This is a genomic window from Flavobacterium sufflavum (assembly GCF_004016525.1).
Classification (GTDB): Bacteria; Bacteroidota; Bacteroidia; order Flavobacteriales; family Flavobacteriaceae; genus Flavobacterium; species Flavobacterium sufflavum.
In genome coordinates this window covers 183,844-206,883 of the sequence record NZ_SACJ01000002.1, presented here as the reverse complement: position 1 = coordinate 206,883, position 23,040 = coordinate 183,844, and the positions used below count along the sequence as shown (strand labels likewise).

The window sequence follows — 23,040 nt, the reverse complement described above, 5'->3', positions numbered from 1 at the left end:
ATTTTTTTGGCATACTATTTGATTTTTTGTATATTTACTACACAAAATCAAGCTGATGAAAAAAAATTACTTTTATAGTATCCTTTTAATGGTTTTTTTCTGCTCCCTAAGCATTTATGCTCAGGAAAATAAGCCGCAAACAAACCTGAACGCCCCCTCAGTTATTGAGGGCTTGAATTTGTACCCTAATCCTGTAAGCAATGGTCGAGTAAGTATCTCAACTAAAAATGATGGCGAAAAAGAAATTATCATTTTTGACCTTCTGGGAAAGAAAGTACTTCAAACCCTTCTCAATACCAGAGAGCTGAACATTTCTAATCTATCTCCAGGTGTTTATATCATCAAGATTAATGAGCAAAATGCTACAGCAACCCGCAAACTTATTGTAAGATAAATACAAAACCTGAAATAAGATTAAAAGCTTCAAAATACAAATTGAAGCTTTTTTTATTCCTAACAAAAAGTATTTAATTTATACCTTTACCGAAAAAAATTCTTGATTACAGCTACTGATATATTTACTATTTCGAGTCAAAAGCAATTTGAAAAAATAGCTTTAAAAGTCTTCCGTTTTCAGTACGAAAATAACCTGGTATATAAAGAATTTTGCGATTTCTTAAAAACTGATGTCCAAAAAGTAAAATCGCTACAACAAATCCCGTTTTTACCCATTCAGTTTTTCAAAAGCCACAATGTAGTTTCTAATAACAATCCCATTCAAACTACTTTTAGCAGTAGCGGAACTACAGGCATGATTACCAGTAAACATCTTGTAACCGACGTGACTTTATACGAGGAAAGCTACCGAAAGGGATTTGCCGAATTTTATGGAAACATCGAAGACTATGTCGTTTTGGCTCTGCTTCCATCTTATCTGGAAAGAGAAGGTTCTTCACTAATTTACATGGTCGAAGATTTAATTAAACTTTCCAATCATCCCGAGAGTGGTTTTTATTTGCACAATCATGACGATTTGATTAAAAAACTACTCAAACTGGATCAATCAGGACAAAATGTCATTCTAATTGGCGTTACCTATGCCCTGCTCGATTTAATTGAAAAAGAAAAACTTAACCTCCAAAACACCATCATCATGGAAACTGGAGGCATGAAAGGCAAACGCAAAGAAATGATTCGCGAAGAACTACACAAACAATTGTGTGATGGTTTTGGTGTTTCAGCCATCCATTCGGAGTATGGCATGACCGAATTATTATCCCAAGCCTATTCTTTAGGAAATGGCATATTTGAATGTCCTTCCTGGATGCAAATCCTCATTCGCGATACCGAAGATGCTTTGACTTACATTCCACAAGGAAAAACAGGCGGTATCAACGTAATTGACCTTGCTAATATCAATTCCTGCTCTTTTATTGCCACCCAGGATTTAGGCAAAAAATATCCCAACAACTCTTTCGAGGTATTGGGACGTTTTGATAATTCGGATATTCGCGGCTGTAATTTAATGGTAGTTTAATTTTCTTCAAATAAACCTATACTGTCTATTCCTTCTTTTTCTACTAATTCTCTTTCCTTTTCTCCTTTGCGTTCTAAAAACTTATAAGCTCCATAACATCCTAAACCTCCAAAAAAGACAAAAAACAAATTCCAACCAGATGTGTCATAATTTTCATTAGCAACAGAATCAAAACCATTTATAAAACCCATCACAATGGCTAAAACAAATCCGACTATAACACTACTTGCATAATAAGACACTATTCCAAAAAAGAAATATTTCCATTTATTCTTATTGTACTCAATAGCTAAATTGCTGAAAGCTTTCCATATCCAATATATAAATAAAAGTCCAATCATCTGTTTTATTTTTTCAAAGTACTAACTTACAAAAAATAAAATACTATTTTATTCATATCATAAACTCTTCATTGCAACAACCTTATATTTTTTCTCTTTAATAAATTGCAAAATTTCATTTAAAAAATCAATTGAAGTTGAGTAATCAGGATGAATTAAATCAGGAACTCCGTGAAAAGTTAATACCAGAACATCTTCCTCTTTTAAATTTTGTAACGCTTCCAAAGTGCGCTCCTTATATTTAGAAGAAGATATTACGGTATAACTTGGAATCGCCAACCTGGAATCTTCATTTACTTTATAATACTTAGCGCCTCCGGTTCTTGCAAACTTATACCCCATTTCTTTTAAAATTCTTTGAGATATGGTGTCATAACGGTTCCCCGGATACGCAAAAGATATCGGTTTTGGGATTCCAAATTCCTTACATTTTTCATCAACAAAACCCACTTCTTTTTTAATGTCCTCAACACTCAATTTGGTAACATTTTTATGATGCCCCGTATGATTCCCAATTTCAAATCCCATATCATGAAGATTTTTAATTTGCTTCCAAACCAAATATTGCTCTTTTTCATCCTGTTGACGAATAGGAAATTCACAAACAAAAAAGGTAGCATTATAGCCATATTTCAACAACAGAGGAGCTACATTAGTCAAATGACTCACTTCAGCATCATCAAAAGTGAGTACGACTCTGGGTTTCTTAGTTTCCTTAAAAGATTCCTGCTCTAATTTTTTCATCTCGGCAGCATATCGTTTACCTAGTTCGCGGGCAGAAGCGGTGTCAAAATGCAAATGATCCCCTTTATCCGTCAAATCCTTTGCTGAAACTACCGCTGTATGTGCTACTTCGTCAGGCAGCTTATTAATAATGGTGTTAATATGATTCTCTTTATTGAAATAGCCAATTTCCCCTGCCACAAACGACAGATTTGGCGCATTCAAATCCATTCTTAAATTAGCAACCAAAGCCTTTAATTTTTCTAAATACACCTCCGCTTTTTTGGAATCGTTATCCGATTCACCCTGATGCCATAGAATTCCTTTTAAAACACCTTTTTGCAACGCTATTTTAGCTCGTGCAATTGCCTCATCATAAGGAAAATTATCAAAATACTTTACCCCCGGCTGCCATACTTTTATGGGAGAACCTCCCCAGGCACAAGGTATAAGTCCTATTTGAGCATTCATTTTATCTTTTAACATCGCTTGAGCAAAACTGATAGCCGGTCCTACTCCTGCTGAGGATTTATCAAAATGTACCGGATCTTTGGCTATCACCCAATTATTAGATTTATCCAGCATAAAAATATCTTGTGATGTTTTCTCACTCTCTGCATCAATAGCTCCACGACCTGCCATATTAGACTGACCTATGAGTAAATATACTTCCATAGGTTTACTAGAAATGCTAACTTGACAATAAATATTATTTTGAAACACTAATAATAGAAGCAATACTGTTCTGAATCTTTCTTTCATTGAAATTTGACGTTCATTTGATTAAAAAAGCCTATCCAAGTAAATAGTATACTTAGATAGGCGACTGACTAACCTTAACCGAACCTATTTAATTGTTGTCAATTTATTTAATGTATCGATTGGCTCATAAAACTCCACCTCAACTATAGGCAATTGCGGTGTTTTGCTATTTGTTTTTTTCAACCCTCCATCATCTACCTTTCCGGTAATTTCAACCAAATTGATATCATTACTATCTTTAGAATTCTCCATCAATTCAATTTGGACTTTCTTCCCTTTGGTCGGAGAAACATCAAGTGTTACATAACCCAAACTTGTAGGTGTTATTCCTTCGAAAACTTTCTTTTCGTCCACTGAAATTCGAAGCGGATATTTTTTACTTCTCCAACCCGATAATTTCAATACAACCTGATTAATGGTTGCTTCACGCTCCAGAGTATATTCAATTTTTGGACTTCCATCCCCATTAGTCCATTCGCTCAATTCGTTATCATCAAAACTTTTCTCTGCATCCGCCTGATTCGAATCAGCCTTTACAGCTGTAACCTTAATTGCATTTCTGGTTTTTGTAAAAGATGGGGTATTAGGTGTTGGCCCTTTTGCAGTATAAGACGGTAAATTATCTGAAGGCATAGCCAATGATAATTTTTGAAGATCGGTTTTAACTGTCTTGATACTTAATTCAGCCGCTTTAAGAGACTCCGAAGTAGCTTTTACCTTAATTTCTCCGGCCAGGTCGCTGGCTTTTACAAAAATTCTGTTCACCCCGCATTCTACCGGAAGATTCTTTGAACCAATGTAATTATCCGGCCCTTGTGCAATTCCACCTATGAATAATCCTTGACCCGTCACCTCAAAATTAATCATGTCCATCGCAGTAGGACAACGGTTGCCTTTGTTATCCACGACTTCAACCTCAACAATTGCCAAATCGTTAGCATTGGCCAACATTCCTCCCGGTCTTTCAATACTTGTTAATTTAAGTCCAAAAGGCTTTCCTGCTGTTTTGATCTCGTCTTCACAAATGGCTTTACCCGATTTATCATAACCAATGGCTTTGATACTTCCTGCCTGGAAAGCTACATTTTTAAACGTAAACAGGAATTGTTTTGATTGAACTCCCTTACCAATCTTTTTACCATTTACAATCAATTCCACAGCATAAGCAGTAGAGACAACGTTTATGTCTTTAGTCACCCCTTTTTCATAATTCCAATGTCCGATAATATGTACTGCCGGTTTTTCGGTATCAACCCATCCGTCCCAAATTACTTGGTGTGCATAAAATCCATCTTTAGGAATACGCATTGGGTCAACCTCACCACTTCTACGGTAATTTTCCTGCCCGCGGTAATGCGTATTCGAATCGCTGAAAATAATATTCACACCTCCCGAACTCACTCTGTCTCCCGTTCCCGGACGTGCTTCCCAATAGTCGTACCAGCGTACCACATCCTCAATAGCATGTGCATCCTGATTGTGATTATAAGCACTTGCATCGGTTACTTTTGTCCCATTCACATTACTATGCGATGTTCCTCCTGTCCCTTCTTTATGAAAAGGCGTGGTAAATTCGTCCCAATATTTACGTAAGCCTTCATCCCTGCTGTATTCGGTTGCCCAGAATGGAATACGGGCACTTTTATTGATATACAGCATTTCACCTCCATACTCAGCTACTTTACTGTCCAACATTTCCCTACTACCAATAGCACGACCTCCAAAAGGATCATATTGATTTCTTATTGCCAACATTTCGCTCATGTGCGCTTCTGAGATACTTTCGTTACCACATTCGTAGAATAAAATACTAGGATTATTGCGATTGTAAATAATAGCATCACGCATCAACTCGGTACGTTGCTCCCAACGTCTTCCTTCCACATCTTTCTCCGAATCTCCAGCCGGCATAGCCTGAATCAGACCTACCCTGTCACAGGATTCCACATCCTGTTTCCAAGGCGTAATGTGCATCCAACGCACTAAGTTCCCATTGCTTTTTACCATTAAACTATTCGAATAATCACTTAACCAAGCCGGGGCCGACATTCCAATCGAAGGCCATTCGTTGCTGGTGCGTTGCGCATAACCGTGCATCATAATCACACGGTCATTTAAATAAACCATTCCGTTTTTAAATTCCGCTTTTCTAAAACCTGTACGGATTTCTGTTTTATCAACCGATTGATTGTCTACTACTAATTCAGAAGTAACAGTATACAGATAACCATAACCCCAACTCCAGAAATTCAAATCCTGTAAGGCTTTGGACGCTTTTAAATCCTTCATTTCATTTGGAGCCAATGATATTGCATTGCCTAAAAAAGAAGCCACTTCTTTACCTTGCATATCTTTAACACTTACTTTCAATTGTGCACTGACCGTTTTAGCCTCTTCATTTTTCACTTGCGAAGAAACATTTACAGTAGCCTTCTTTTCAGCTATATTAAAATCAGTGGCATATACATAAGTTCCTGTTGTGCCTAAAAATGAATACAAAGGCAGGGTTTGGTATACTTTGGATTTAATATGTAAGAATACATTTTTTGGAATTCCTCCATAATTGGCATTGAAGTTTTTATCATTCCATTGAAATCCTGAACCTGTAGCTTTTTCTTTGTATCGCCAATCGTTGTCGGTTTTAACGGCAATTACATTTTCCTGAGGAAAAGGATTCACAAAAGCAGAAATATCGATTCCAAAAGCCATAGCCCCATTTTCATGACGCCCCGCAAATTTTCCGTTTACATAAACTTCACCCATTTGACGCACCCCTTCAAATTCGATAAAAACTTTTTTGTTAGCAGCCTCTTTTGGCAGTTGAAATATTTTTCGGTACCAGGCAACTCCTGTTGAGAGATGGGAAATATCCAGTCTGAAAGCTTCCCCCTGATTCCAGGAATATGGCAAATTTACGTTAGTCCATAACTTATCGTTAAAGTTGGTATTTTGTGCCTCCTCTACATCTCCAACATTTAATTTCCAGCCGTAATTGAAGTTGTATTTTTCCCTAGCTGATTTTTTATCCTGTGCACATACCGTATTTGCCAATAGCGTTACAAAACTGAGTGCATATAAAACTCCTTTCAAATTCATTGCTTAATAGTTATTTGGTTTATTTTTTTATAATGAATATAGATTAACAATACATCTACAAATGTAAATTCCTTAATTCATTTTGAATTATCATAGATTGCCATTAGCATTCATATCTTGACATTTGGCGGAATTTGATATGAAATGGCTGAATATAACTAGTGAATAAGAAGAAAAACAATAAATAACAAGAATAATTTTATTTTGAATTTGACAAACTGAAACCACGAAACTATAAATTCAAAACCTAAACTTTGGAAAATAAATTTTACCGCAGATTCGCAGATTATTAAAAATTTGCGAATTTGCGGTAATTATTTTTAGAACCTGAAAACTAAATAGTAATGATAAGCTTAAAACTATTGCCTACAATTTATTTTAAATACTGTGAAGGACTACAACCAAAATGCTTAGAAAAAGTACGTGAAAAATTGGATGGTTCTGAAAACCCTACTTTATAGGCAATTTGAGATATACTTAAGTCCGAATTTCTAAGCAGCTCTTCGGCCTGATTCATCTTCACTTTAGTAATAAACTCATGAACCGTATTTCCAGTTATTCCTTTTAGTTTACGATACAACTGTCTTTGGCTAATACCCAAAGCCTGCGCCAGCTCCTCAGAATTAAAATCAGTTTCTTCTATGTTGAGAGTAATTTTTTCAATCACTTTTTCAAGAAACTCATTATCCTGATCTGGTACTTCCTGTTGTAATTGCTCAATCTTTTTGATACCGGCAAGCCTGTTTTGCAAAATGATTCTGTTTTCTAACACACTTTTTATCTGTGCGTTTAAAACATCCACATTAAACGGTTTCATCACATAAGCCTCTGCTCCCAGATTATATCCTTCTATCTGGTTTTCATCAGAGCCTTTTGCTGTTAAAAAGATTAGCGGAATATGGCTGGTATTTTCATTGCCTTTAAGTGCTGCACAAAATTCCGTTCCCTGCATTTCCGGCATCATAATGTCGGAAACAATAATATCCGGTATGTACTTTATGGCAGCCTCAAGCCCTTTCTTTCCGTCATACTCCTGAATCAAAGTGTATTCTTTCCCTAATTCTTTATTCAAATAGGTTTGCACATCCGGGTTGTCTTCTACAATAAGCAGCGTAGGCTTGGCGCTTTCAAAAGAAATTTGTTCACTCTCTTTTTCCTGATTATCCTCATAATCTTCCTCCTTTTGATGAAGTTGCTCCACTTTAACTAACGTAATATCCTCCGTTTTGGCGGCATCGTAAGGCAGACTAATCAATACTTTAGTTCCCTTATCAGGCTCACTTTCAATAGAAATAGTTCCTTTTAAAAGCTCAATTAAATTTCGTGTTAAAGACAACCCTATTCCGGAAGAATACCCATGATAAGGACTAGAGCCTACATTATTAAATGGTTCGAATATTTTTTCCAGTTCTGCAGCATTAATTCCAACACCATTGTCTTGAACCGTGATTTCCAAAGTAGATTTCGCCTCATTAAGAGCTGCCGAAAGTATTACCAGTCCTCCGTCAGAAGTATATTGAAAAGCATTAGAAACTATGTTCACAATAATCTGTTGTACTTTTTCAAAATCCAAAGAACAGTATAAAGGCGTTTTATCTACCTGAAGCTGAAGTGCTATATTTCGTTTTGCAGCTATAAATTGAAATGAGGTATAACATTCTTCTATAAAAAGATTGAAGTTTTGAACAGTAGGATTTAATTTCAATTTACCCATCTCCGATTTACGAAAATCCAAAATCTGATGAATCAACTTGGTCAAATAATTTATATTTCTATTGACTATGGAGAAATAAACTTCTTTGTCTTCTGCAGCCACTTTATTATCGTGAATGCGTTTCAAGGGATCCACAATCAGGGTTAGCGGCGTTTTTAAATCATGGGAAATATTGGTAAAAAACTCTATTTTTTCTTTGTTTAAAGCTTCCTGTCTTTCGGTATTCAATCGCTCCAGTTTGATTTCATTTTTCAAACGATCCCTGTACAACATGGCTTTAAAAATCCAAAAAGCTATTGCCGCCAACAAACCTAAAAAAAACAGTTTAGCCCACCAGGTTCCATACCAAGGCGCACTCACATCAATATCCAATACTTTTATTGGCGATTTTGTATCATTTGGCGAAACAACACGGGCCTTAAAAACATAATTACCCGGAGGCAGTTTATTATACGTTATTTTACTGCTATTGGTCTTAATCCATTTGTCTTCATAGCCTTCTAAGGTGTACTCATAAACCATCTTATTTGTATTGCTATAATTAAATGAAGCTAATTCTATCGTAAAACTTCTGTTTTCATAATCCAACTGAATCGATTGGGTTTGCGATAAATCTTTGGTCAAAACAATTTGATCATTAATTGTATCCATCGGAATCACTTTTTCATTCGATAAATACAAGGTTTTAAAAATCAATTTATCATTAACTGAATTCGTTTTGATTTCTTTTGGACTAAAAGAAAGATAGCCGTTTTTATCCCCAAAATATATTTTCTGATTGGCTAAATCTTTATAAAAAGCTCTTTCTGAAAAAGTCCATGACCCAAACTGATCTTCTCTTCTGTAATTAGAAATTTTATTCGTTCTAATATCAATCATCGAAAGACCCTGTTTATGGGCAATCCAAAGATTTCCTTTGGCATCATCAGTAATTGAAGAAATATAAATATTAGGACTTTCCGATTGCAATTGTATTTTTTCAATTCGCATCGGATTTGTATTTGTGTAAATTTTATTCAATCCTTCGCTGGAACCAACCCAAATTGCTCCTCGTTTGTCTCTATGCAAAGCGTAAATAATATTTCCTGAAATCTTATTCTTAAGATGCTTATCAAAAGTATTCAGTGCTAATTTATCATATATCTTCCCCTTATTATCTATTTTTAATCGGATAACCCCGCTTCCCTCAGTTGCTAACCAAAGTTCACGACCGTTAACAGATAAAACATCCATAACACTACCATTATGGACAGTAGCCGCTAAATCATAATAGCTGATTTTATCGTTGGCTAAATTGATACAGGCAATACCATTGTACAAACCAACCCACAAATTATTCCCGGATACTTCTAAGGCATAAACAGACCATATTTCTAAATTAGGACTTAAAACTCTATTGATTACAACCTTACATTGGTTAGTTTTAGGATCATAACACTCTAGTCCGTTAATACCACCTATCCAAATCCGGCCTTTATTGTCCTTCAAAAAACTACGCGCATTCTTAATTTGGCTATTCGATTTATAAAAAGGATGATTATAATCTAAGCCTTTATTATTGTAGATTAATATTCCTTCATCAGTAGCCAGCCATATTTTATCATCTACTTTTAAAATGCCTTTAACAGTAGCTAATTTGGTGTTTTCACTATCCTTTCTGTAGCTGTAATGCAATTCAAAAGGATTCCTGTTTGGATTTGCCTTATACACATCGCCTCCTCTGCTTCCCAGCCAGATAATATTCTCGTCATCAATAAAAAAATCAGTTATATAATCATCCAATAATTGTCCCGGATGATTGATATTAGCCGTATAACGATATTCTTCACCTGATTTTACATCCTGAGAAGTAAATTGATGTGAGGATAAATAATAGCTTTTCCCATTTACAATCCGGTTTTTATTTAACTCACTGGATTTATTGTTAAGCCTCTCAATTACAATTTTAGGTACTTTATTATCAAGAACAATTTTAAAAGAATTTAACTGATAATTAAATCGCACGTATTTTCTATCGAAGGTAAAAAACCAAAGTCCTAATTTTTTGTCGGAAACAATATTGCGTATTCTATTATTAGGTAATGAAGTCTTATCTTTTGGGTTATGATAAAAAAAGTCAAATGTTTTACCGTCATATCGATAAGCACCATTCCAGCTTCCAAACCATATATAGCCTATGGAATCTTTAGCAATACCGTGTATTTGAGTAACGGGGTTTGCTTCACGACCGGAAATTTTTTCGAAAAAAAGATTTTGGGCTTTCAATCCTGATAAAGACAGGAGAGAAACCACAAAAAAAGAAACTACGTAAGACCAAACTTGTTGATTTTTCATACTGATAGCAAAAGCCAAAAATAGAGAACGGTTCTTAAAACACAAAAGCCTGATAACAATATTATCAGGCTTTTGAATTTTTAATGTAATTCCCTAAAAAGAAAATCACTTTATTCTTCTTATGATTAAACTACTCTAACCACAAAATAATTTTTCTTTCCGCTTTGCAACAACACAAATTGCTCATTGATTAAATCTTTTGTCGAAAGTGCAAAATCTTCTTTTACTTTTTCTCTGTTTACCGAAATAGAATTGGCAGTCAAGGCTCTTCTTGCTTCACCATTAGATTTCATAAATCCTGTCTTTTCATTCAAAACAGCAACAATATCTAAACCAACTTCTATATCAGCCTTAGCAATTTCAGCTTGCGGAACACCATCAAAAACTTCTAAGAAAGTAGCTTCGTCCAATTGTTTCAAATCATCGGCAGTGGCATTTCCAAAAAGAATATTCGATGCTTTAATGGCATTTTCTAAATCTTCGGCTGAGTGAACCATAATTGTAATCTCTTCGGCCAATTTTTTTTGCAATACACGCAAATGTGGCGCTTCCCTATGTTTTATCGTTAAATCTTCGATTTCTTCTTTAGACAAAAAGGTAAAGATCTTGATGTATTTTTCGGCATCAATATCAGAAGTATTCAACCAATATTGGTAAAATTTATATGGAGATGTTCTGGCAGCATCCAGCCAAATATTTCCTCCTTCGGATTTACCAAATTTAGTTCCGTCCGCTTTTGTAATTAATGGGCAAGTCAAAGCATAAGCCTTTCCACTTGCTATCCTGCGTACTAATTCGGTTCCGGTGGTGATATTCCCCCACTGGTCACTTCCTCCCATTTGTAGTGTACAGCTTTTATCTCTGTACAAATGCAAGAAGTCGTAGCCTTGAACCAGTTGGTATGTAAACTCAGTAAACGACATTCCTTCAGCCGACTCTGACGACAAACGTTTCTTTACCGAATCCTTCGCCATCATGTAATTTACGGTAATGTGTTTCCCCACATCACGAATGAAATCCAGGAAAGAGAAATTCTTCATCCAATCGTAGTTATTTACTAACTCGGCAGCATTTGGCGCATAGGAAGTAAAATCCAAAAAACGAGCCAATTGTCCTTTTATCGCTTCCTGATTGTGACGCAAGGTAGCTTCGTCTAATAAATTTCTTTCGTTAGATTTTCCTGACGGATCTCCAATCATTCCTGTGGCACCACCCACCAATGCTAATGGTTTGTGTCCGGACAACTGAAAATGTTTCAACAACATTACGCCCACTAAATGTCCTATATGTAATGAATCTGCAGTTGGGTCAATCCCCACATACGCCACACGCATTTGTTCCATCAAATGTTCTTCGGTGCCTGGCATAACATCGTGGAGCATTCCTCTCCAAGTTACTTCTTCAATAAAATTCTTCATGTTTTTAATCAATTTACTTTCGTCAGTTCAGCCTTTCAGGCTTCGAGTGCGCAAAGATAACAAAATCAACAGCAATGACAATATTCAATAACAATGGCAAAAAACAATTTCCATCCCGATAGCTATCGGGATGGAAATTGTTTTTTGCCATTAAAATTGATTTATTACATTTACAAAATGATTTTAGTTACAGGAGGAACCGGTTTAGTAGGCGCACATTTATTACTTCATTTATTAGAAAATGGAGAAAACGTTCGTGCCATTTATCGCAAGAAAAGCAACATTCAAAAAACAAAATCCTTATTTCAGCATTATAACAAATCCGCTTTGTTTGATGCTATCGAATGGGTACATGCTGATATCCTTGACATTCCTTCACTAGAACATGCTTTTGTCAATTGCACGCAAGTTTATCATTGTGCTGCCATGATTTCTTTTGACCCAAAAGACGAAAATTTACTTCGAAAAATCAATATTGAAGGAACAGCTAACATCGTCAACTTTTGTATTGCCAAAGGTGTCCAGAAATTATGCTACGTAAGCTCTACTTCTGCTCTTGGCGATTTAGCCGCACACGAAACTGTAAAAACCGAAGAAACCGAATGGAATCCGGAGAAACATCATAGCGATTATGCTATTTCTAAATACGGAGCCGAAATGGAAATTTGGCGTGGCCAACAAGAAGGTTTAAATGTTATCATTGTTAATCCCGGTGTTATCATTGGACCCGGATTTGAAGACCAAGGCAGCGGACAGCTCATTAAAAAAATAGCCGATGGCTTGCTGTTTTACACATTAGGAAGCACTGGTTTTGTTGCTGTAGACGATGTAGTGAGAATCATGTACCAGTTGACACAAAGTACCATTTGCAACGAACGTTTTATTCTTATTGGACAAAACATTATTTTCAGAGACATCTTCAACACTATTGCCGATACTCTAAAAGTAAAAAGGCCAAGCGTAGAAGCCAAGCCTTTTATGATGGAAATCACATGGAGAGTAAACTGGTTTTTGAGTCTTTTTTCCCGTAAAAGCAACAATATCTCTAAGGATACTCTTCGTTCTTTTATGAGCAGGAATGAATTTTCAAATGCCAAAATTAAAACTGCGTTAAATACTTCATTTTTAGATGTACATCAATACATCAAAGAAAATTTTACCGCTAATTAACTCTAACTCCGTTTTTAATCACCTTTGATTTTATTGATGTCGAAATCTTTTTTGGAGCTTTTGGCTTTTTCTTTAACAAAAGCAAGCTATCTTTTTTCTTTATTTTTTGCAACGAATCTTTCTTCTTAACCAACGCTATTTTCTTAACTTTCTGGATAGAATCCGTTCGTTTCTTTTGGGCGATTAAAGAATCTCTTTTTGCTTCTTTTTTAAGAACAGCATCAATAACAGCCTTTTTACCGTCTATTCGCTTAATGACATTATCATACATCGCCTTATACTCATCAAAATTAGAAGCATAATAGATGTTGTTTTGCGCAAATTGCGCGCTGTCTATTTTATATTTTCTATAAATAAACTCTTTAGGATTAACTCTGTAATTTTCGGTAGTATTAGGTTCGTTGTATTTTATCGCTTCCAGAAGCGACAAATCATAAATAATGTTTTGCATTACTTCTTTGTCTATAAGATGATCCGGTTCTTTTACCGTCTCCTCCTTACAGCCAAAGAATAACATTATAATAACTAAAAAAAATACCGTTTTTTTCATTGCTTACCTATCAAATAAGAGTCTTTTTCCAGCACGAATATTCTTTACTTTAAAAGCATTATATACTAACTGTCCATTTACAAAAGTATGCGTAATTCTGGATTTAAAAGTAAATCCTTCAAAAGGAGACCATCCGCATTTAGCAAAAATATTCTCTTTTTTAACTCCCCAAGGCAAACCTGCATTTACAATTACTAAATCGGCATAATAACCTTCTTTAATAAAACCACGTTTTTCAATCTTGAAAATCTTAGCGGGATTGTGACACATTTTCTCCACAATTTTTTCCACGCTAATTTTCCCCTGATGAAAAGCTTCAAACATAGCCACAACAGCATGTTGTACCAGCGGTCCTCCTGATGGGGCTTTTAAATAAGATTGTTTTTTCTCTTCTAATGTATGTGGCGCATGATCCGTTGCAATAACATCGATTCTGTCATCTAACAAGGCTTTCCACAAAGCATCTCTGTCATTTGCTGTTTTTACCGCCGGATTCCATTTTATAAAATTACCTTTGGTTGCATAATCTTCATTGGTAAACCACAAATGATGCACACAAACCTCAGCAGTGATTTTCTTTTCTTCCAATGGAATTTTATTGGTAAACAAATCCATCTCTTTAGCGGTAGAAAGATGAAAAATATGCAAACGGGCACCTGTTTTCTTGGCCAAAGCAATCGCTTTTGAAGAAGACAAATAACAAGCCTCTTCACTTCTGATTAAATGATGCACCGTTACAGGAACATCATCACCATACTCTTCTTTATATTTTTCCGAATTAGCTTTAATGGTTGCCTCGTCTTCACAATGCACTGCAATAAGCATTGGAGTACTTGAGAATATTTTTTCAAGTGTTAGCTGGTCATCCACTAACATATTTCCGGTTGAAGAACCTAAAAATATCTTAATTCCCGCAACATTCTTCGGATTAGTTTTTAAAACCTCTTCCAAATTATCATTGGTTGCTCCCATCATAAACGAATAATTCGCATAGGATTTCTCGGCAGCCAACTGGTATTTTTCTTCTAAGATTTCCTGAGTAACCGCATTAGGAACCGTATTAGGCTGCTCGATAAACGAGGTAATTCCACCCGCAACAGCAGCTTTGGATTCCGACTCGATATCACCTTTATGCGTCAAACCTGGTTCTCTAAAATGCACCTGATCATCGATAGCCCCCGGAATTAAATAATTCCCTTCGGCATCTACAATTTTACAATCGGATGATTTTGCACTAATGCTTTCTGAAATCTCAACAATTAAGTCATTCTCAATTAAAACATCGCCTTCAAAAATTACTCCTTCATTTACTATTTTGGCATTCTTAATTAAAACCCTGTTCATTGTTCTTTTTATTATTATAATCTGTTTACTAATTTTTTTAATCGAAGTGAAATAACCCCAAAAACAGCTTCCACTATTATTGAATTACTCATTTTAGACTGCCCCTTGGTTCTATCGGTAAAAATAATAGGCACTTCGGCAATATTGAATTTATTACAAAAAGTACGGTACTTCATCTCAATTTGAAAAGCATAACCCACAAATTTTATTTTGTCGAGATTTATCTTTTCTAATACCGCTCTTTTATAACAAACAAAACCGGCCGTGGCATCATGAATCACCATTCCGGTAATCATTCTTACATAAACCGAGGCAAAATATGAAAGCAACACCCTGTTTAAAGGCCAATTGACCACATTAACTCCCGTAACATAACGAGAACCAATGGCCAAATCAGCATCTCCAAAATGGCAGGCATTATATAGCTTTTCTAAATCATGAGGATTGTGTGAAAAATCGGCATCCATTTCGAAAATAAATTCATAATCATGAGCCAATGCCCACTTAAATCCATGAACGTATGCCGTTCCTAAACCTGATTTTTGCTTTCTGTTTTCCAGAAACAAACGTCCTTCAAATTCCGTTTGCAACAATCTGACCTTGTCGGCCGTATGATCCGGCGAATTATCATCCACTATAAGAACATGAAAATGTTTATGCTGGGAAAGCGTCGTTCTAATGATACTTTCTATGTTTTCAATTTCGTTATACGTAGGAATTATAACAATACAATTATTCATGTTTCTAGAAATTTCACCGCAAAAATAACCTTTTTATGGCATTTGATTCACAATAATTTTATAATAAAAATATTGACACAAAATTTTAGTAATTTTGCCAACATTATGACCGAATACCTTCTACATCCCAGAATTATAGAAAGCAAAGATTGGGCAACCCTTTTATTTGTTTTAGCCTTTGGTATCATTGCCATCACTAAAGCGATTTATGGTAACCGATTTAGTGATTTTATTAATTTATTGTTTTCCGACAAGTATTCTAAAGTCTATCGCGATAGCAGCCAACTCAAAAGCAGTTTTACTATCTCGCTGTTCTTTGTACAGGTAATCTCATTTGCTTTTTTTATCCAAATCTCGTTAAGCATTTTTGGCTATGCCTCCAAAACCGATTGGATATTGTACATACAGATTATCACTTTTCTTATCTTTTTTATTTTATCGAAGTTTTTAATCGAAAAAATTATCGCCACAACCTTCAATATTGAGGAATTTGTGGAGCAATTTAACCTGCAAAAAATCACTTACAGGGCTTATATAGGGATAATCATTCTGCCTATTAACATCCTTTTATTTTACCACAACACTGTGTCTCAGAATATTCCTATAGCAATAATAAGCATAATACTAGTCTTAAGCATACTAACATATTCCCTTTCAATAAAAAAATATCAAAGTTTAATATTCAGTAAGTTGTTTTATTTTATTTTATATCTTTGCACTCTCGAAATAGCTCCCTATTTTTTCATGTATTATTTGTTTACAAAAGGGAGCGCTTAGAAAATGTTAAAATATATGAAAGTCAAAACAATTTTGGTATCGCAACCAGAGCCTAAGGTAGAAAATTCGCCTTACTTTGAACTCCAACACAAACATAAAATCAAAATTGATTTCCGCCCTTTTATACACATAGAAGGAGTTAGTGCGAAAGAAATTAGACTTCAAAAAATTGATCTCAACAATTTTTCTGCTATTATTTTAACCAGTAGAAATGCTGTTGACCACTTTTTTAGAGTGGCAGAAGAAATGCGTTTTAAAGTTCCTGAGGGTTTAAAGTATTTTTGCCAATCTGAAGCCGTAGCTTTCTATTTGCAAAAATATGTGGTCTACAGAAAAAGAAAAATCTATGTTGGACCAAAGGATTTTGCCGATTTATCGCCTTTGATTAAAAAATACAAAGACGAAAAATTCTTATTACCAGCTTCTGACCAATTAAATGCAGATGCTCCTCAAACTTTAAACAACTTAAAAGTCGATTGGACACAGGCTACTTTTTACAGAACGGTAATGAGTGACTTGTCTGATTTAGCAGATGTTTACTATGATGTTTTAGCCTTTTTTAGTCCAACAGGAATTAAATCATTGTATAAAAATTTTCCTGACTTTCAACAAAATAACACCCGAATTGCTGTTTTTGGAAGCACTACTCAAAAAGAAGCTCTCGATCACGGATTAAGAGTAGACATTATGGCTCCTGCACCGGGAACACCATCAATGACTATGGCATTAGAAAAATACATCACCGAAGCTAATAAAGGAAAATAATCCTTAGCTGTATATACAAATTCAAACCCGACAGCGTTTAAAAAGCTGTCGGGTTTTTTATGTTTAAAAGATTTCACACAAATTAAATCATCACAGCACACAAATCAGTTTTTTAGTATTTTTGACTTCTAACCAAAAACATTCTGAAAAATTCTACAAAAACAAAACCAACAACGATAATATTTTCCTTTCTTAAACACCTATTTTTAAATTAAAAAACATAAATTGTTATTTTAAATGACAGCTATTTAAATTGAGAACAATAACTACTAAAGTGCAAACATGACAGAGGGAAATGAAATAAAAAATATTCGTTCAGAATTTTTTAATAATGCAGAATTACACTTTATAGTATTTGACAAAAATCTAAATGTAATTGATATAAATGACAGTTTACTTAAATACTATCATCTAGATTACAATACAATAATTGGTAAGAACGTCTTAGAAATAGGACCAGATATAAAAGAAAAAGGATTGTATGACAAATACCTGGAAGTAATTAGAACAGGTAAACCAATTGTTATTGAAGACAGTTTAAGCCATCCAAAATTTGGAAACCAACACAACCGGATAAAAGTATTCAAAGTTGGAGATGGAATTGGCATAACTGCATCAAACATAACAGAACTTAAAGATACTATCAGTGCTTTAGAATCATTCTCTTACAAGGTTACACATGATATTAATAGTCCAATAGCAAGTATATTAGGGATTACGAATCTAGCTCTTAATGGACCTAATGATATCAATGAATTAAAAATGTATCTTGAATTAGCACAAGAAAGTGCCAAACAACTAATTAACACGCTGAATCAAATCAACAAAACACTGAGAATCCAAAAAGGAGACACCCATGTTGAATTAATAAATTTCGAGCAAATTATTCTTGACGTAAAAAAATCACTTACGTACATACCGGGTTACAATGTAGTACGATTTGAAGAAAACATAGAAATAATTCCTGATTTTTATTTTGACAAACTCATCATCATTTCTCTATTCCAAAATCTCATCGACAATGCCATAAAATACCGAAACGAGAAACGAAATGCTTCCTTTATAAAAATCAATGTTTCAAAAGAAGAAGACAGCACCACCAAAGTTACAGTTACAGATAATGGGATAGGAATAATTAAAGATTTACAAAAAAATATTTTCAAATTATTTTATCGGGCAACTAATCAGTCCAGCGGAAACGGAATTGGACTTTACACTCTTAGATACGGTATCGAAAAACTCGGAGGGCACATTAAATTTGAAAGTGAGGAGAATATTGGAACCACTTTTACAATTTACTTGCCTAATAAAAACAACTTTAACGCATAACAACAGTCATTATTGAAAAATATTTAAGATTTTTTCTTAAAAAAAAGCAAATTGAATTTCGAAAACAGATTTTTTTTATTTTCTTAGAAAAATAAATTAATAAACAAAACCAACTTTAATAAGCAACACAAAAAATGACAAAAAAAATCCAATTAATCGCCCTTATCATCCCTTTATCCATACTAATGGTTAATTGTAGCTCTGCAAGAAAAGGAAAGTCAGAATATGTAGAAGCTAAAAAAATAAGCTACACTGCCGATGTTAAACCTATAATCGCTAACAGCTGTACTCCTTGCCACATGCCACCTCAAGGGCGAAAAGAACCGTTTGAAAACTACGAACAGGTAAAAGCACATATTACAGCTATAATTGCCCGTGTAAAATTACCTCAGGACGACCGTAAATTTATGCCTCCTGTAAACAAAAAACCAGCTTTAACTAATGACCAGGTTGCCCTTTTAGTACAATGGCAGCAACAAAATATGCCTCAATAACAGCCCAAAATATTCAATAAAAAAATTCCAAATCCCAATAACACTTCGACAAGCTCAGTGTGACAGTTGGAATTTGGAATTTTTGCTTTTGGAATTTTATTTTTTTAACTCCTCCTATTACCTCCCAAATAAATAGACAAATAATACAACAAGGTAGCGATAGAACCCAAAGCTGCCACCACATAAGTACGAGCTGCCCATTTTAAAGAATCTTCAGCACCCGCATATTCTGCCGGGTTAAGCATGTTTTTGTTTTTTAGCCAGGCCAAAGCGCGATTACTCGCATCATATTCCACCGGCAAAGTAATAATCGAAAACAAGGTAGTTGCCGCAAACAGGATAATCCCAATTAACAACAAGCCCGGAAAGGTTCTCAACATCAGGATTCCAGCCAGCAAAATCCATTGCATATACGAAGAAGCCACATTAACAAACGGAACCAATTTAGAACGCATACTCAACCACTCATAACCCACGGCATGTTGCACCGCGTGACCGCATTCGTGTGCCGCTACAGCCGCAGCCGCAGCATTACGCTGATTGTATACCGACTCGCTTAAATTAACCGTTTTATCCACCGGATTGTAATGATCCGTTAATTGACCCTCAGTCGAAATGACACGCACATCATAAATTCCGTTATCTGATAGCATTTTTTGCGCAATCTCGGCACCGCTCATATTATTTTGCAAATGCAGTTGTGAATAATGTTCAAACTTGCTCTTCAGTCTTGAACTCACCAACCAGCTGAACAACATAATTGCCCCAGCTAGAATTAAATAACCACTTCCCATATCTTTATATTTTTTATTTCTGTTTTTTCAATACAAGCAACAAATTCTGAACCAAATTACAAAAATGCCAACTTGACAGCTGTTAAAAAATTCCAAAATAAAAATTCCAAATTCCAACAACACTTCGACTAGCTCAGTGTGACAATTGGAATTTGGAATTTTAAAATATTGGAATTTATTTGGTTATCCAACCAAATTAATGATTTTCCCCGGAACGATAATCACCTTGTTTGGTGTTCTACCGTCTAATTGTTTTTGGGTTCTTTCGTCTTTCATAACGATTTCCTCGATTTGTTCCTTGGTTAAATCCAAAGGCAAATTAATCGTGAAACGCATTTTTCCGTTGAAAGAAACCGGATATTCTTTATCAGATTCTACCAAATGAGCTGCTTCGAATTTAGGGAAAGCTACAGTCGCAATCGAACCTTCATGTCCCAAAGCACTCCATAATTCTTCAGCAATATGAGGTGCATAAGAAGAAATCACAATGGTCAATGGTTCTAAAATAGCACGAGAATGACAATTTTGAGTTGACAATTCATTCACACAAATCATAAACTGGGAAACCGAAGTATTGAAAGAGAAACTCTCGATATCTTCTGAAACTTTCTTGATGGTTTTGTGTAATGATTTTAGGTTGTCTTTGGTTGGTTCGTCGTTGTTCACGATTAAACCATTTTCATCAAAATACAATCTCCATAATTTTTTCAGGAAACCAAAAACTCCCGAAATACCAGCCGTGTTCCAAGGTTTTGCCTGTTCCAATGGACCTAAGAACATTTCGTACAAACGCAAAGTATCGGCACCATACTCTTCGCAAATATCATCAGGCGTCACTACATTGTATTTTGATTTCGACATTTTTTCGACTTCTCGAGAAACAAAAATCTTATCGCTATTATTAGTTATTATTTCCCCATTTTCTCCTATAAAAATTGAGTTCTTATACTCACTATACAAAGGATCATTAATGAATTTTTCAATATCTAATTCATTCGTAATTTCATTAATTAATTTAATATTGACATGAATTACTTGCGCACCTATTTCATTAATCTTTTCTCCATTTACTTCTGAAATTTGATTTTCATTTTCAAATTGCAAATAACAACCTCCTTCAAGCGCCGTTTTCATTTCTGGTTGATTATTAGCAGATACAAAAACAAATGTCTTACCATCAAGATTAATATTATAACGTCTAATCTTTGCACTATTTCCCAAAATCATTCCCTGATTAATCAGTTTTTTGAATGGTTCTTCTGTTGGTGCAAAACCTTTGTCTTTTAAGAATTTATTCCAAAAACGGGAATACAATAAATGTCCGGTTGCGTGTTCGCTTCCGCCAATGTATAAATCTACAGATTCCCAATATTTCAATGCTGCTGCCGATGCAAATTCATTTTCATTAGTTGCATCCATATAACGCATCCAGTACCAAGAACTTCCTGCCCAACCTGGCATGGTATTTAATTCTAAAGGAAAAATAGTTTTATTGTCAATTTTTTCATTAAAATCAACATCATTAGTTAATGTGTTCCAAGCCCATTTAATAGAATTTCCTAATGGAGGCAAACCGTCTTCGGTTGGTAAATATTTTTCCACTTCCGGCAAGATAATTGGCAAATGTTTCGCATCAATCATCTGTGGCAAACCATTCACATAATACACCGGAAATGGTTCACCCCAATATCTTTGACGGGAGAAAACCGCATCACGCAAACGGTAATTTACCTTACCGTAACCTTGATTGATTTTTTCCAATTCGGCAATTACTTTTTGGGTTCCATCTTTGTAACCCATGCCATTTAAGAAATCAGAATTCACTAATTGAAAACCTTCTTTTCCTCCAAAAGCCGCTTCTGAAATATCTTTATCAATAATATTTTTGATTTCCGGCATTCCGTTTTCACCTTTGAAGAAATTAGCAAAAGCATAATCTCTCTCATCCCCACAAGGAACCGCCATAACCGCTCCTGTTCCGTAACCTGCCAAAACATAATCCCCAATCCAAACCGGAATAGCTTCTTTAGTAAACGGATGTTCAGCATAAGCCCCCGTGAAAACTCCCGAAATGGTTTTTACATCAGCCATACGCTCTCTTTCGGAACGTTTAGCTGTTTTTTCAATATAAGCTTCAACCGCTTCTTTTTGTTCAGCAGTTGTAATTTTAGCTACCAATTCGTGTTCCGGTGCCAAAGTCATAAACGTCACTCCGAAAATTGTATCAGGACGGGTCGTGAATACATCGATTACTTCGCTATGGTCTTTTAGATTAAAAGTCACCATCGCACCAACACTCTTCCCAATCCAGTTTCTCTGACTTTCTTTGATACTTTCGCTCCAGTCGATATCATTTAAACCTTGCAACAAACGCTCCGCATAAGCCGAAATACGCATGCTCCATTGGGTCATTTTTTTACGAACTACCGGATATCCTCCTCGTTCTGAAACTCCATTTACAATTTCGTCATTAGCCAAAACAGTTCCTAATCCAGGACACCAGTTTACTTCGGTTTCAGCCAAATAAGTCAGTCTATATTGTAACAAGATTTTCTCCTGTTGTTCTTTTGCGAAAGCATTCCATTCAGCAGCTGAAAAACCTTCGATAGTATCATCACAAACCGCATTGACATTAGCATTTCCTTCTTCTTCAAAAAGGGCAATCAAAGTCGAAATATCCTCCGCTTTATCTGAATCTTTATTGTACCATGAATTGAATAATTGGATAAAAATCCACTGTGTATGTTTGTAATAATCAGGATTTGAAGTTCTAACTTCTCTATCCCAATCAAATGAAAATCCTATTTTGTCTAATTGTTTTCTGTAACCTGCAATTTGGTTTCCTTCTTTATCCACACCACCGTCAATATTTACACGAGTGGTATCTTCCGGACGTTGACCTGTTTGAATAGCATATTGCTCAGCCGGCAATCCAAAACTGTCGTAACCCATTGGGTGCAACACGTTAAAACCCTGATGTCTTTTAAAGCGAGAATACACATCCGAAGCAATATAACCCAGCGGATGCCCCACGTGCAATCCCGCTCCCGAAGGATAAGGAAACATATCTAAAACGTAATGTTTTGGTTTATCTGAATTGTTTTTGGCTGCAAAAGTTTTATTATCAGCCCAGTATTTTTGCCATTTGGCTTCAATTTCGTTCGGATTGTATTTCATTCCTCTTTGTATATTGTTTTTTTTAATGGAGTCAT

17 protein-coding genes are annotated in these 23,040 nt (G+C 35.1%); 7 read left to right on the top strand and 10 right to left on the bottom strand.

The window, feature by feature from the left end; genetic code table 11:
• Positions 1-55: 55 nt before the first annotated feature.
• Together EOD40_RS03835 and EOD40_RS03830 are read left to right on the top strand one after the other, a co-directional pair.
• A complete protein-coding gene (locus EOD40_RS03835) occupies positions 56-394 on the top strand; it encodes a T9SS type A sorting domain-containing protein (RefSeq protein WP_128193581.1) in 339 nt (112 codons plus the stop codon).
• Between the two features lie 102 nt (positions 395-496).
• Positions 497-1,477, top strand: coding sequence for a LuxE/PaaK family acyltransferase (locus EOD40_RS03830; protein ID WP_128193580.1), 981 nt, complete (start codon positions 497-499; stop codon positions 1,475-1,477).
• Here EOD40_RS03830 and EOD40_RS03825 read toward each other — a convergent pair.
• The 5 genes from EOD40_RS03825 to tyrS form a co-directional block, all read right to left on the bottom strand.
• Positions 1,474-1,818 carry a hypothetical protein gene (locus EOD40_RS03825; protein ID WP_128193579.1) on the bottom strand — a complete coding sequence of 115 codons (345 nt, stop codon included), beginning with the start codon at positions 1,816-1,818 and terminating at the stop codon, positions 1,474-1,476. The two genes, EOD40_RS03830 and EOD40_RS03825, sit on opposite strands and share 4 nt — an antisense overlap.
• Before the next feature lie 57 nt (positions 1,819-1,875).
• Entirely contained in the window at positions 1,876-3,216 is a 1,341-nt protein-coding gene (locus tag EOD40_RS17925; protein WP_196781411.1) for a sialate O-acetylesterase, read from the bottom strand.
• A gap of 171 nt (positions 3,217-3,387) precedes the next feature.
• The gene (locus tag EOD40_RS03815; protein WP_128193578.1) at positions 3,388-6,399 is read right to left on the bottom strand and encodes a glycoside hydrolase family 2 protein; all 3,012 of its coding nucleotides are present in this window, start codon (positions 6,397-6,399) and stop codon (positions 3,388-3,390) included.
• A gap of 373 nt (positions 6,400-6,772) precedes the next feature.
• Positions 6,773-10,447 carry a hybrid sensor histidine kinase/response regulator transcription factor gene (locus tag EOD40_RS03810; protein WP_128193577.1) on the bottom strand — a complete coding sequence of 1,225 codons (3,675 nt, stop codon included), beginning with the start codon at positions 10,445-10,447 and terminating at the stop codon, positions 6,773-6,775.
• 125 nt (positions 10,448-10,572) lie between these two features.
• Positions 10,573-11,865, bottom strand: coding sequence for a tyrosine--tRNA ligase (gene tyrS, locus EOD40_RS03805; RefSeq protein WP_128193576.1), 1,293 nt, complete (start codon positions 11,863-11,865; stop codon positions 10,573-10,575).
• A 177-nt stretch (positions 11,866-12,042) separates the two neighbouring features.
• Between tyrS and EOD40_RS03800 the strand changes: the two genes are divergently transcribed.
• Positions 12,043-13,035, top strand: coding sequence for an NAD-dependent epimerase/dehydratase family protein (locus tag EOD40_RS03800; RefSeq protein ID WP_128193940.1), 993 nt, complete (start codon positions 12,043-12,045; stop codon positions 13,033-13,035).
• On the opposite strand, the gene EOD40_RS03795 is transcribed toward EOD40_RS03800, so the two are convergent.
• The 3 genes from EOD40_RS03795 to EOD40_RS03785 are packed head-to-tail and all read right to left on the bottom strand — an operon-like array spanning position 13,028 to position 15,669.
• Complete coding sequence (locus EOD40_RS03795; protein WP_128193575.1) at positions 13,028-13,585, bottom strand: DUF4296 domain-containing protein; 558 nt, start codon at positions 13,583-13,585, stop codon at positions 13,028-13,030. The genes EOD40_RS03800 and EOD40_RS03795 overlap by 8 nt on opposite strands.
• Positions 13,586-13,588: 3 nt before the next feature.
• Positions 13,589-14,929, bottom strand: a complete 1,341-nt coding sequence (locus EOD40_RS03790; RefSeq protein WP_128193574.1) for a dihydroorotase — start codon at positions 14,927-14,929, stop codon at positions 13,589-13,591.
• A gap of 14 nt (positions 14,930-14,943) precedes the next feature.
• On the bottom strand, positions 14,944-15,669 hold the full coding sequence (locus EOD40_RS03785; protein WP_128193573.1) for a polyprenol monophosphomannose synthase: 726 nt from the start codon (positions 15,667-15,669) through the stop codon (positions 14,944-14,946).
• Between the two features lie 105 nt (positions 15,670-15,774).
• Between EOD40_RS03785 and EOD40_RS03780 the strand changes: the two genes are divergently transcribed.
• From EOD40_RS03780 to EOD40_RS03765, 4 genes are all read left to right on the top strand, one after another.
• A complete protein-coding gene (locus tag EOD40_RS03780) occupies positions 15,775-16,446 on the top strand; it encodes a DUF4271 domain-containing protein (RefSeq protein WP_128193939.1) in 672 nt (223 codons plus the stop codon).
• A gap of 15 nt (positions 16,447-16,461) precedes the next feature.
• Positions 16,462-17,211: a uroporphyrinogen-III synthase gene (locus EOD40_RS03775; RefSeq protein WP_128193572.1), complete on the top strand. Its 750-nt coding sequence runs from the start codon at positions 16,462-16,464 to the stop codon at positions 17,209-17,211.
• Positions 17,212-17,493: 282 nt separating this feature from the next.
• Positions 17,494-18,540 (top strand): sensor histidine kinase, encoded by a 1,047-nt coding sequence (locus EOD40_RS03770; protein WP_128193571.1) that lies wholly within the window; start codon positions 17,494-17,496, stop codon positions 18,538-18,540.
• Between the two features lie 134 nt (positions 18,541-18,674).
• Positions 18,675-19,034, top strand: a complete 360-nt coding sequence (locus EOD40_RS03765) for a hypothetical protein (protein ID WP_128193570.1) — start codon at positions 18,675-18,677, stop codon at positions 19,032-19,034.
• A 104-nt stretch (positions 19,035-19,138) separates the two neighbouring features.
• Here the strand turns inward: EOD40_RS03765 and EOD40_RS03760 are convergent, their stop codons facing one another.
• Both EOD40_RS03760 and EOD40_RS03755 read right to left on the bottom strand, forming a co-directional pair.
• Positions 19,139-19,828 carry a zinc metallopeptidase gene (locus tag EOD40_RS03760; RefSeq protein WP_128193569.1) on the bottom strand — a complete coding sequence of 230 codons (690 nt, stop codon included), beginning with the start codon at positions 19,826-19,828 and terminating at the stop codon, positions 19,139-19,141.
• A 183-nt stretch (positions 19,829-20,011) separates the two neighbouring features.
• Positions 20,012-23,005, bottom strand: a complete 2,994-nt coding sequence (locus EOD40_RS03755; protein WP_128193568.1) for a leucine--tRNA ligase — start codon at positions 23,003-23,005, stop codon at positions 20,012-20,014.
• Between the last annotated feature and the right edge of the window lie 35 nt (positions 23,006-23,040).